Annotated in this window: 10 protein-coding genes; 8 read left to right on the top strand and 2 right to left on the bottom strand. The window is 62.7% G+C overall.

The features are described 5' to 3' along the window. The first annotated feature begins 90 nt into the window (after window positions 1-90). From MTX19_RS33725 to MTX19_RS33715, 3 genes are all read left to right on the top strand, one after another. On the top strand, window positions 91-1056 hold the full coding sequence (locus MTX19_RS33725) for a sugar-binding protein (protein WP_280981071.1): 966 nt from the start codon (window positions 91-93) through the stop codon (window positions 1054-1056). 64 nt (window positions 1057-1120) lie between these two features. Further along, window positions 1121-2650: a sugar ABC transporter ATP-binding protein gene (locus tag MTX19_RS33720; RefSeq protein WP_280981070.1), complete on the top strand. Its 1530-nt coding sequence runs from the start codon at window positions 1121-1123 to the stop codon at window positions 2648-2650. Then, on the top strand, window positions 2644-3705 hold the full coding sequence (locus MTX19_RS33715; protein WP_280985672.1) for an ABC transporter permease: 1062 nt from the start codon (window positions 2644-2646) through the stop codon (window positions 3703-3705). The genes MTX19_RS33720 and MTX19_RS33715 overlap by 7 nt, the downstream gene beginning before the upstream one ends. A 320-nt stretch (window positions 3706-4025) precedes the next feature. Here MTX19_RS33715 and MTX19_RS33710 read toward each other — a convergent pair whose 3' ends face one another. Then, window positions 4026-5465 carry a helix-turn-helix transcriptional regulator gene (locus MTX19_RS33710; protein ID WP_280981068.1) on the bottom strand — a complete coding sequence of 480 codons (1440 nt, stop codon included), beginning with the start codon at window positions 5463-5465 and terminating at the stop codon, window positions 4026-4028. Between the two features lie 145 nt (window positions 5466-5610). Here MTX19_RS33710 and MTX19_RS33705 point away from each other — a divergent pair, with 145 nt between their 5' ends. Next, window positions 5611-7248 carry an isocitrate lyase gene (locus tag MTX19_RS33705; protein ID WP_280981067.1) on the top strand — a complete coding sequence of 546 codons (1638 nt, stop codon included), beginning with the start codon at window positions 5611-5613 and terminating at the stop codon, window positions 7246-7248. 133 nt (window positions 7249-7381) lie between these two features. On the opposite strand, the gene greA is transcribed toward MTX19_RS33705, so the two are convergent. Then, a complete protein-coding gene (gene greA, locus MTX19_RS33700) occupies window positions 7382-7864 on the bottom strand; it encodes a transcription elongation factor GreA (protein ID WP_280986150.1) in 483 nt (160 codons plus the stop codon). A 283-nt stretch (window positions 7865-8147) separates the two neighbouring features. Between greA and MTX19_RS33695 the strand changes: the two genes are divergently transcribed. The 4 genes from MTX19_RS33695 to MTX19_RS33680 are packed head-to-tail and all read left to right on the top strand — an operon-like array spanning window position 8148 to window position 11741. Next, window positions 8148-8621 carry a MarR family transcriptional regulator gene (locus MTX19_RS33695; RefSeq protein WP_280981066.1) on the top strand — a complete coding sequence of 158 codons (474 nt, stop codon included), beginning with the start codon at window positions 8148-8150 and terminating at the stop codon, window positions 8619-8621. A gap of 2 nt (window positions 8622-8623) precedes the next feature. After that, window positions 8624-10675 (top strand): FUSC family protein, encoded by a 2052-nt coding sequence (locus MTX19_RS33690; RefSeq protein ID WP_280981065.1) that lies wholly within the window; start codon window positions 8624-8626, stop codon window positions 10673-10675. Beyond that, window positions 10672-10878 carry a DUF1656 domain-containing protein gene (locus tag MTX19_RS33685; protein ID WP_280973811.1) on the top strand — a complete coding sequence of 69 codons (207 nt, stop codon included), beginning with the start codon at window positions 10672-10674 and terminating at the stop codon, window positions 10876-10878. Before MTX19_RS33690 ends, MTX19_RS33685 begins: the two co-directional genes overlap by 4 nt. After that, window positions 10875-11741 (top strand): HlyD family secretion protein, encoded by an 867-nt coding sequence (locus MTX19_RS33680; RefSeq protein WP_280981064.1) that lies wholly within the window; start codon window positions 10875-10877, stop codon window positions 11739-11741. The genes MTX19_RS33685 and MTX19_RS33680 overlap by 4 nt, the downstream gene beginning before the upstream one ends. The last annotated feature ends 35 nt before the right edge of the window (window positions 11742-11776 follow it).

Genomic DNA, 11776 nt, shown 5'->3' with positions numbered 1-11776 from the left:
CCTAATTTATTCTCTTAATAAATAAAATAAGGCGCAACAAGCGCCCGGACGTGGGTCCCCTCACGGTGGGGTGACGAAAGGGAGGTGCACATGAACGGCTCAATAAAGAAACTGATCGTGCCGCTGCTGGCGAGCGCAACCGTATTCGTGATGGCCACGGGAGTGGCGCAGGCGCAGCAGAAAAAGACCATCGCACTGGTGACCAATGTCGCGGCCGACTTCTGGACCATCGCCGGGCGCGGGCTTGAGAAGGCGCAGAAGGAGCATCCGGACTACAATATCGAGTTGATCGTCACCAACGAAGGCACCGCGGCGGGCCAGCGGCGCGAGTTGGACGACCTCTTGGTGCGCGGCGTCGCCGGCATCTCCATCTCTGTAGACGATGCGCAGCACGCAACCGAAGAACTCAACAAGGTTGCGGCGAGGACCGTGTTGATCACGACGGATAGCGACGCGCCGCAGAGCAATCGTCTCGCCTATATCGGCACCGACAACGTCGCGGCTGGGCGGCAGGCGGGCGAGGAAATCAAGAAGGCGCTGCCGAACGGCGGCAAGATCGCGTTGTTCGTCGGAACGATGGACGCTGACAACGCTCGCGAGCGGGTGCAGGGTATCAAGGAGGCGATCGCCGGTACCAAGGTCGAACTGGTCGACGTGTTCACTGATCAGGTGGACTTCGCCAAGGCCAAGGCGAACATGGAGAACGTGCTCGTCAGATATCCCGACATTGCGCTGTTGTCCGGCCTGTGGAGCTACGAGACACCGCTGATCTATGACGCGGTGAAGGCTGCGGGTAAGGCCGGCAAGGTGAAGATCGTCGGCTTCGACGAGGACCAGCGCACGCTGCGGGGCATTTCCGACGGCACGATCGAATCCACGGTCGTGCAGCAGCCGTACGAGTTCGGCTACCTCTCCGCCAACAACATCATCAAAACGTTGAACGGCGACAAGTCCTGGATCCCGGCGGACGGCAAGCTGATCGTGCCGACCAAGGTGGTCAGCAAGTCCAATGTCGCGGAGTTCACCGCAAATCTGAAGGAACTGCTGAAGAAGTAACTTCGGCGTGCTTCAACGCCCGGCTGCCACAGGCCGCCGGGCGTCATGCGGGAGGAAACGCTAAATGGCAGACACGTTGCTCGAACTCGCCGGGATCAGCAAGACATATCCCGGTGTCAGGGCTCTCGACGATGTTAACCTGCGCGTGTATCGCGGCGAGGTGTTGGGCCTGATCGGCGAGAACGGCGCCGGCAAATCGACGCTGATGCGCGTGCTAGGAGGCGTGATCGCGCCGAGCGAGGGCGTGATCCGTATTGGCGGCAACAACCACGCCCGGATGACAGTGAATGAGGCGACACAGGCCGGCATTGCCTTCGTGCACCAGGAACTGAACCTGTTCGAGAATCTCGACGTCGCGGCCAACGTCTTCATAGGGCGCGAGAAGCTCACTGGCGGCCCGCTGAAGTTGGTGGACAACGAGGAGATGCGCGCCCGCGTGATGCCGCTGCTGGAGCGGCTGGGCGCCGATTTCGCGCCGGACACGCCGGTCGACAACCTGTCCATCGCGGAGCGCCAGATGGTGGAGATTGCCAAGGCGCTCTCGATTGACGCCCGCGTGATCATCATGGACGAGCCGACCTCCAGTCTGACAATTTCGGAGACTGAACGGCTGCTGGAGGTGATTGCCGACCTGCGGGAGCACGGCATCTCAGTGATCTATATTTCTCACCGGCTGGGCGAGATCATGACCTGCGCTGACCGCGTTGTGGTGCTGCGCGACGGGCGCACGGTGGGGGAGCTGACGCGGAACGAGCTAAGCCATGCCGCAATGATCCGGCTGATGATCGGCCGCGACCTGAAGAGGCTGTATACGCCGCCGGCGCGGTCGCCGCAGCAGGGCGGTTGCGATATCGCCGGCCTCGTGACGGCCGCCTTTCCCGACCGGCAGATTAACCTTTCAGTGCGGCGCGGCGAGATCCTCGGTCTGGCCGGGCTCGTGGGCGCTGGCCGCACCTCCCTTGCCCGCGCGGTGTTCGGCATCGATCCGCTGCTGGGTGGCGAGATCAGGATCGACAACGCGCCGGTCGGTGTCGCGTCGCCGCGGGACGCGATCAGGCAAGGGATCTATCTGGTGCCGGAGGACCGCAAGAAATCCGGGTTGGTGCTGGAGCTGCCGATCCGGGAGAACGTGACGCTCGCGAACTTGCTGAATTATGCACGGATGTGGCTGGTCAACGGCGCGGCCGAGCACAAGGTCGCGAAGGAACAGGCCAGGAGCCTGTCCATAAAGGCGCCGAGCATCGATATGGAGGCTGTGACGCTCTCCGGCGGCAACCAGCAAAAGGTCGTGCTGGGCAAGTGGCTGTCCATGCAGCCTCGAGTGATGTTCTTCGACGAGCCGACCCGTGGCATCGATGTCGGTGCCAAGAGCGAGATCTACGCGCTGATGCGGGAGCTCGCCGACCAGGGTGTCGCGATCGTGATGATCTCCTCGGACATGGAGGAGGTCATCGGCGTCTCCGACCGGGTAGCTGTGATGCATGAAGGCAGTGTCAGCGGCGTGCTGGAGCGCGAGCAGTTCAGCGAATACAACGTGTTGCGGCTTGCGATGGGCCAGGCACTGGAAACCACGGAAGCCGCTGCGTCATGGTGAAAAAAGAACTCGGACTGTTTCTGCTTCTGGCGGTGGTCTCCGCCATCACGGGCGCGATCAATCCGGCCTTCCTTTCGTTGGTGAACTTGCTGAACCTGGCCAATCTGATCGGCCTGTTCGGTGTGTTCGCGCTAGGCGAGGGGCTCGTGATCATCACCGGAGGCATCGATCTTTCGCTCGGCTCGATGTTCGCGCTGCTCGGCGTCGTCTTCGTCGACCTTCTGACGACTTATCAGATCTATTGGCCCTTCGCGCTGTTGCTGGTCCTGCTGGGCGGGCTGGCGCTGGGAGGCATCCAGGGCTTCTTGATCACACGGCTGAAGATGCAGCCCTTCATCGTGACGTTGTGCGGGTTGCTGATCTATCGCGGCGTCGCGCGCTACTACACGAGCGATTCGACACGCGGCTTCGGCTACGGTGACGAGGCGAGCACGTTGAGCAACATCGCCTCCGGCAATCTCGCGGGCATCCCGAACACCTTCATCTTCCTGATCATCCTGGCGCTGATCCTTGGCGTGCTGCTGCACCGCTCGGTCTACGGGCGCTGGCTCTATGCGGTGGGCAAGAACGAGGAGGCGGCGCGCTTCTCCGGTATCAGCACAAATGTCGTGATCGCGACCGCCTATATCATCAGCGGTGGACTGGCCGGGATTTCGACCGTGTTGTTCGTGTTCTACACCAACTCCGTCTCTCCGAGTTCGTTCGGCAACTTCTATGAGCTCTATGCGATCGCGGCTGCCGTTCTCGGTGGGTGCAGCCTGCGCGGAGGCGAGGGCTCCATTCTCGGCATCGTGCTGGGAACGGCGCTTCTGCAGGTGCTGCAGAACCTGGTGAATATCCTGGGCATCCCCAATTCCCTGAACTTCGCCGTGATGGGGACGGTGATTCTGATCGGCGTGCTGGCGGATCAGCAATTGCAGGCACGCCGGCGGCGAAAGATGGCGCTGGCCGGCCTGGCCCGTGCGGCGCCGAGATCCGCGCTTGTGCGGGAAAAGCAGAGCGCGTCGCCGCCCGGCGCGGCTGCGCTGCCAACGAGAACGCGCGACCATGCATGAGAGCTTAATACAGGCAAACCAAAACCAGGCGCTCCAAGGGCCTCGGTGCGCGTTAAGTTCGGTCTTCCACCTCCAGTTGAAAAATCGGCGTGTGCTGGGGACGAGCACGTTACAGGCTGGAGGGCTTTGGGCTGGAACGTGACACAAAACTAGACAAAGCCAAGGGCATTCGGACACGGGCGGGATGATTGACTGGTGGGCAGCTCGAGCGGCTCGTACAACGCCGAGGCTGGGCGTTCGCACGGCGCAGTTTTCGACAAGGCCCGAACGGACCCTGCTGCATCGGATGCGTCGACAACGGCGTTCACCTTGAGAAGATTTCAGTCCCCGGAGAACCCGAAGGGGACGCTTGAGGTCCTGAAATCGTCGGGAAGAATCTCGCGTCCGATTGGCGGCGCCGATCGTGCGGCGCATTTCGGGCGGTGACAGACGCGGCATGCAACGCCGATCGGCGTCGGCTCGTCCGCACGCGGACCCTGCCCGTCGCGGGTATAGATCAACTGTCCCGCATGCTCGGCAGCGCAGCCGATCGCGATCGCCCGCTCCACGCGGATCGCGCCAAACGAACCTCCGCCGGCGGTGACAGTGCGGGCGATCGAAAAGAAGCGCTGTCCATCGGGTAATTCCAGCCATTGCGTGACAATCTGGCGTGGTGTCCTGAAGACGCCGTGGACAGACCAAAGCGGACACGCGCCTCCGTGCTTGGCAAACGGGAATCCCGCACCGTCAAGCAGCTTGGAAATGTTGCCGGCCGGATCGACGCGGATCAGAAAGAACGGGACCTTCTCAAGCCCTGGCCGCTGCAAGGTCGTAAGGCGATGCGCCGTCTGTTCGAAGCTGGTGCCGAATTGACGCGCCAGCGCCTCTACATCGTAACGACGCGTATCGACAGCTTTCGCGAACACGGAATAGGGCATGATGAGCGCGCCGGCGGCGTACGCTGCGAGCGCCCGACGTGCCAGCAATTCAGCGCTCTTGGTCGAGAACTTGCCGGCTTCCAGTGCCGCGCCAATCTCATCTTCCAGTTCGAGATAGGCAAGTTGCTTGGCCAACTGAAAATTGAGGCTTGCGGTATCGAGAGAATCCTCAAGCAGGAGCTGTCTGCGATGGAGGTCCAGCCGCCTGACCGAGCCCAGCATGACGTTCGGCGGCAGATAGCGCACTTGAAGATTGTGACGAACCCGAAAGCGTTCGATGAATCCAGCCGGTCCGGAAGGTGCCTGGACGAGACGTTCGGCTGCATCGTCCAGGTTGGCGAAGTTATTGCGGCGCGCGGCAAGAAACCGCCTGACTTCCGCGACCGGGTCGTTTGCGTCAAAGCTCTCCTGGCCCGGTAATGATGTCGCGCCGGTCCGCTCCGGAGCGCTTCGCTCCGCGAGCGCCAATTGCTCTTCGCGGTAGGCGGTGTAGAGGCGAAGGAATGCTTCGGTCATTCCCGGATAGCTGACGGCGAGGTCGCTAATCTCGAGTGCGGGGATATCGATGTCGGAAAACATCGGCTCCTTCAGAATGGACTGCATGCGCGCCGTGTGATCGGCGCCGCCGTCGCCTGCGAGATCGGCGAGGTCGATTTTGTAGGTGCGGGCAAGACGAAGCAGCATATCCGCCGTCACCGGCCGCTGATTGCGTTCCAAAAGCGCGACGTAGGGGGCCGATATTTCCAGGTCGGCCGCCATGTCCGCCTGGGTCAGCCCGAGGTCGCGTCGCAGCCGTCGCAGTCGTGGTCCCATGAAGACGGAGCGGGCGCTGGAGGTTGTCATATCGAATTCTCGTGCTTTGTAATGTTCTTACAACAATACACCATATTCCTGTAAAGTATGACAAGCTTTCTGCGGGATGACTGGCAACCGGCGAGGTGGCGCGTACAAACGCTCCAGATTTGTCGTCACCGAAGGGATCATGCACATGAACTTCCAACCGCGTGGGATCAGCGACCGGGCCATCCAGGGACCGGCGTCCTATCAGAGCGAGATTGAGGCAGCCGAAGCGCTCCTCAAGACCAAGCCGACGTGGAACGGCGTCACCGCCGAGGCCGTGGCGCGGATGCGCCTGCAGAATCGCTTCAAGACCGGTCTCGACGTTGCGCGCTACACCGCGGCGCTGATGCGTGCCGACATGGCCGCCTATGACGCTGACAGTACCAAGTACACCCAGTCGCTCGGTTGCTGGCACGGCTTCATCGCCCAGCAGAAGCTGATCTCGGTCAAGAAGCACTTCGGCACCACCGATCGCCGCTACCTGTACCTCTCGGGCTGGATGATCGCGGCGCTCCGCTCCGAATTCGGACCGCTGCCCGATCAGTCGATGCACGAGAAGACCTCGGTGCCGGCCCTGATCGAAGAGCTCTACACCTTCCTGCGTCAGGCTGATTCCCGCGAGCTCAACGACATCTTCCGCGCGCTCGATGCGGCCCGCAAGGCGGGCGACAAGGCGAAGGAAAAGGAGCTGATCGAGAAGATCGACAACTTCCAGACCCACGTCGTGCCCGTGATCGCCGACATCGACGCCGGCTTTGGCAATGCCGAGGCGACCTACCTGCTCGCCAAGAAGATGATCGAAGCCGGCGCGTGCGCGCTGCAGATCGAAAACCAGGTCTCCGACGAGAAGCAGTGCGGCCACCAGGACGGCAAGGTGACTGTGCCGCACGACGTCTTCCTTGCGAAGATCCGTGCCTGCCGTCACGCCTTCCTCGAATTGGGCGTGGAAGACGGCATCGTCGTGACCCGCACCGACTCGCTCGGCGCCGGCCTCACGCAGCAGATCGCCGTGAGCCACAAGCCCGGCGACATCGGCGATAAGTACAACAGCTTCCTCGATTGCGAGGAAGTGACGGCCGAGAACGCCAGGAATGGCGATGTCATCATCAACCGCAACGGCAAGATGATGCGTCCGAAGCGCCTTCCCAGCAATCTCTATCAGTTCCGTCCCGGCACCGGCGAAGATCGCTGCGTGCTCGACTGCATCACCTCGCTGCAGAACGGCGCCGACCTGCTGTGGATCGAGACCGAGAAGCCCCACATCGAGCAGATCGCCAAGATGGTCGATCGCATCCGTGAGGTGGTGCCGAACGCGAAACTGGCCTACAACAACTCGCCTTCCTTCAACTGGACGCTCAACTTCCGTTGGCAGGTCTACGATGCGATGAAGGAAGCCGGCAAGGACGTCAGCAAGTATAACCGTGCCGAACTGATGAAGGCGGAATACGACAACACGCCGCTGGCGATCGAAGCCGACGAGCGTATCCGTACCTTCCAAGCCGATTCGGCAAAGCGCGCCGGTATCTTTCACCATCTGATCACGCTGCCGACCTATCACACGGCTGCTCTATCGACGGATAACCTCGCGAAGGAATATTTCGGCGAGCAGGGCATGCTGGGATATGTGAAGAACGTCCAGCGGCAGGAAATCCGTCAGGGCATTGCCTGCGTCAAGCATCAGAACATGGCTGGATCCGACATCGGCGACGATCACAAGGAATACTTCGCCGGCGAGGCTGCTCTGAAGGCCGGTGGTGTCCACAACACGATGAACCAGTTCAGCTAACCATCGAACGGATCGGTCTGGAGTCCGTTGGACTCCAGACCGATCGACCCGGCCGTCGCCGGCGCCAGGCGACACGCTCAATGCCCGCTATCTCCACCTCGATACGAGGTGCCTTGCTTGTCAGTCCCGATCGCTATGAGATCGCGACGACTTCGATGTCCTGTCCCGACGCTTCGATCACCTCTCCGACGGACTTGCCCATCAAAAGCCTGGCGATCGGTGAAACGAAGGAGATCATCCCCTTCTTCGGGTCGGCCTCGTCCTCGCCCACGATTCGATACTTTTGGATGCGACCGTCATCGCGGCTGAAGGTGACCGTGCTTCCAAAGCAAACGGTGTCAAACGTTGTTGGCTCCGGGACCACCTGAGCCGTCCGGACCCGCTCCGCGAAATATCGCGCATCTCGCAGCGGCAGCGCGCCTTGCCGCCGCCGCTCGTTTACATCGTCGATCTTTTGCGAGATCTCGTAAGCTTCCTGCGCCGCCTTCAACTGTGCTTCCAGCGCCTTCAGGCCGGCCGCCGTGACAAGATTCGGGTGAGACGAGATCGGACGGTCCGGCAGCAGCGTTTCGGACGCGGTCTCGGCACTTTCTTCCTTGGTGAATGCGACGCTCACACCTGGAACTCCCTGCACAAGGCACGCGCCTACGCCGGCCTCTCGCTTTCCAGATAGCGGCTGTGGCAGCCGACAGCCAGTCCTTGACAAGTTGCGAGGGGCGTCAGGAGCAGCACTGGGACATAAATCCGCGAGCGCCGGGCTGCCTTCGCCGGAAAGTTCCTCGCGTGCCGCTGCCGTCAGGCCCGCGCCCTCCTGCGCAGCCATTCGCTTTTTCGTGATCCCCCGAAATGTCTTAGCCTATATAGTTGCAGCCTAATAGTTCGTATCCTATCTAATTTGCATGGCTCCATCGCAAGCGCATATCCACGCCGAAATCGGCCGCCTGATCACGAGGCTTGCACGCATCTGGCGCCGCGAGTCGGACCAGGTGCTGTCGGATCACGGCCTGTCCTACGCGACCGCGATTCCCCTGCTGGTGCTGTCGCGACAAGGGGAAAACGTCCGTCAGGGCGTACTGGCCGATGAGCTCGGGATCGAAGGGCCTTCGCTGGTGCGGCTGATCGATCTGCTGCAGACCGAAGGGCTCGTGGAGCGCCGCGAGGACCCGACCGACCGGCGCGCCAAAACGCTGCATCTCACCGCGGCCGGAGAGGCGAAAGTCGAGGAGACCAACCGGATCTTGCGCCGCGTGCGGGCCAGTCTGCTGAAGGATATCGGCAGCGACGAACTTGCGATAACGTTCGAGATGCTCCAGCGCATCGAGCAGCGTGCCAGCCGCCTGCAGGAACCGAAGGCTGCTCCAGAGGCGAAATAGTCATGCGCGCGGAAGAGCCGTTTCTGGTCCGCCACGCGGACCTCATTTTCGCTTTGAAGACGTTCGCTGCGTCGATCCTGGCGCTCGTGGTCGCGTTGGCGCTGGATCTGCCGCGACCCTATTGGGCGATGGCAACTGTCTACATCACCTCGCAACCGCTGGCCGGCGCGACAAGCTCCAAGGCATTCTTCCGCGTGATGGGGACGCTGATCGGCGCGACCGTGACGGTTGCGATGGTGCCGAACCTGATCAATGCGCCGGAGCTGCTGTGCCTCGCGATTGCGCTCTGGGTCGGGCTTTGCCTTTACCTGTCGCTACTCGACGGAACGCCGCGCAGCTACGTCTTCATGCTGGCCGGGTATACCGTCGCGCTGATCGGCTTTCCGTCCGTGGCCGAGCCGGGAAACATCTTCGATATCGCGGTGGCGAGGCTCGAGGAGATATCGCTTGGCATCATCTGTGCCAGCGTGGTGTCAACAGTGGTGTTTCCTCGCAGCGTCGCGCCGGCCGTTGGCGGCCGCGTCAGGAGCTGGCTGTCGGATGCGCGCCGCCTGTCCCGCGACGTGCTGCTTCAACACGGGACCAGCGAGACGCACCGGGTCCAGCGCCTTCGCCTTGCCACCGATATCGTCGAGATCGACACACTGGCCACTCATCTCGCCTATGACCGGCTGGCCGCCGCCGGTGCCGTGCGCGGCCTCAGTGAGGTCCGGTTGCGCATGCTGATGCTGTTGCCGGTGATTACCTCGATCGAAGATCGACTTGCCGCACTGGGCGAGGGCGCGCTGCAAAGGCAGCCGGAGCTGAGGCAACTGCTCGGCGATCTCGGCGAATGGATCGTGAACGAGGATCGTTTGCGGCAATCCGGGGAGCGGATCCGTGCTGCGATTGCGGAGCGGCAGTCCGCGCTCGACGGCGTCGCGCCTCGGGAGCGCATCATCACGATCAGCCTGCTGTTGCGGTTGTGCGAGCTTGTCGACATCTCGGCCGACTGCCGCGCGGTGGGCGATGCGATCGCGGCCGGCAGGGATGTCTCCACCATTGCGCTGGCGTTCCGCCCCGAGTCGGGCGCTGCGCCGGTTCGTCATCGCGATCACGGCATGGCGCTGTGGTCGGCCGCAGGTGCGGCGGTAGCCGTCCTGATCTGCTGCGGCCTGTGGATCGCGACCGGCTGGGCGGACGGAGCTTCCGCGCCTATGATGGCAGCCGTCGCCTGCTCCTTCTTCGCCGCGCATGACGAGCCCGCGCGCGGCATCCGGGCCTTCGGTCTGTGGTCGCTGGTCGCGATCGTCGTCGTCGCGATCTATCAATTCGCGCTGGTGCCTGGAATTTCTCATATCGAGGTCTTGATCGTCGCATTGGCGCCGACCTTCCTGCTGTACGGTTTTCTGATCGCGCGGCCCGCGACCGCGCCGACCGGCATGGCGCTCGCCGCCAACACCGCGACGCTGCTCGCGCTGCAATCGACCTACAGTGCGGATTTTGCAACCTATGCCAATTCCGCCGTCGCCTTCTTCGTCGGCGTTGTTGTTGCCGAAGTCGTGACGCGGATCGCACGCGGCGTCGGCGCTGAGTGGGTCGCCAAGCGCCTGATGCTATCGAGCTGGCAGACGCTCGCGGTCGCCGCCGAGCGCCGCGGCCGCGGTGATCGCGCGCAGTTCGCCGGCCTGATGCTGCATCGGCTTGGATTGCTGGTGCAGCGCATTGCCTTCATCTCGGAGAGCGACCGCCGCGATGCCGACAGCCTGGTCCAGCTTCGCATCGGACTCAACATTATCGACCTGCGACGTGCCCGCTACGGCCTGGCCGCATCGACCGTGCGCGTTATCGACGACATGCTCGACGATCTCGCGGCCGTCTTTCGTCGTCATGCGGGAGGTGCAGTGCGTCTCGAACTGCTGTCACGCATCGATGCAGCGCTGGCCGAGGTCGTCAAGGACCCCAATGACAGCGCGCGGGATGATGCATTGCTCGGCCTCGTCGGCATCCGTCGCGGCCTGTTTCCGAATGCGCCGGCGTACCAGCCGCGGCCCGAAGAGAGTTTTGCGGCATGAGATATGAGCTCGACATCTACGGCGTCCTGGTTCCGGCGCTGCTGCTTTGGCTGATCGTGGCCTATGCGCTGAGCGCTATCGTCAGCCGGATCATGCAGCGCTTCGGCCTTGACCGGCTGGTCTGGCACCGCGCGCTGTTCAATTTTGCCCTCTACGTCTGCCTGCTGGGCGTCGTCGTCTATCTTTCGGAGTTTTTGCCATGAAGGGGAATCTCACCTGGCTTGGCCGCGTTGCGTTGACACTTATCGCCGTCGTCGCGGCGCTCGCCGTCGGCCGGGCGCTATGGGTCTACTACATGGAATCTCCATGGACGCGTGACGGCCGGGTTCGCGCCGACGTCATTCAGGTTGCACCCGACGTATCCGGCTTCGTCACCGATGTGCTGGTCAAGGACAATCAGAAAGTTCGTCGCGGCGATGTCCTGTTCCGGATCGATCGCGAACGCTTCGCCCTGGCGCTGCAGCAGGCCGATGCCGCGGTCGCCGGCCATCGCGCCACGCTGGATCAGGCGAACGCCGACCTGAAGCGCTACAGCGCGCTGACCACCGACGCTGTGTCGCAGCAGAAGCAGGAGCAGGTTCTGGCCGCTCAGCTCCAGGCGAAAGCAGCCTATGATCAGGCCGTCGCCGATCGCGCGGTGGCACAGCTCAACCTCGACCGCAGCGAGGTGCACGCGTCAGTGAACGGCACGATCTCCAACATGGATCTCAGGCCCGGTGCCTACGTCACCGCCGGCAAGGGCGTGATGGCGCTCGTCGACACAGATACGCTGCATGTGGAGGGCTATTTCGAGGAGACCAAGCTCGCGCGCCTCCACGTCGGCGACAAGGCACGGATACGGCTGATGGGCGATCCGACCCGGCTGACCGGGCACGTCGAGAGCATCGCGGCGGGTATCGAGGATCGCGACCGGGCGGAAGGTGCGAACCTGCTGGCAAACGTCAATCCGACCTTCAGTTGGGTTCGGCTTGCGCAGCGCGTGCCGGTGCGCATCGTGCTGGACCACATTCCGGACAATGTTGCGTTGGTGTCCGGCCGATCGGCGACAGTTGAGATCGGGAAATAGCCGTAAGCGCCTCGGAGCCCGATCCGCGACGAAAA

Source organism: Bradyrhizobium sp. ISRA464 (assembly GCF_029910095.1).
Taxonomy (GTDB): Bacteria; Pseudomonadota; Alphaproteobacteria; order Rhizobiales; family Xanthobacteraceae; genus Bradyrhizobium.
This window is presented reverse-complemented; position numbering and strand designations above follow the sequence as displayed.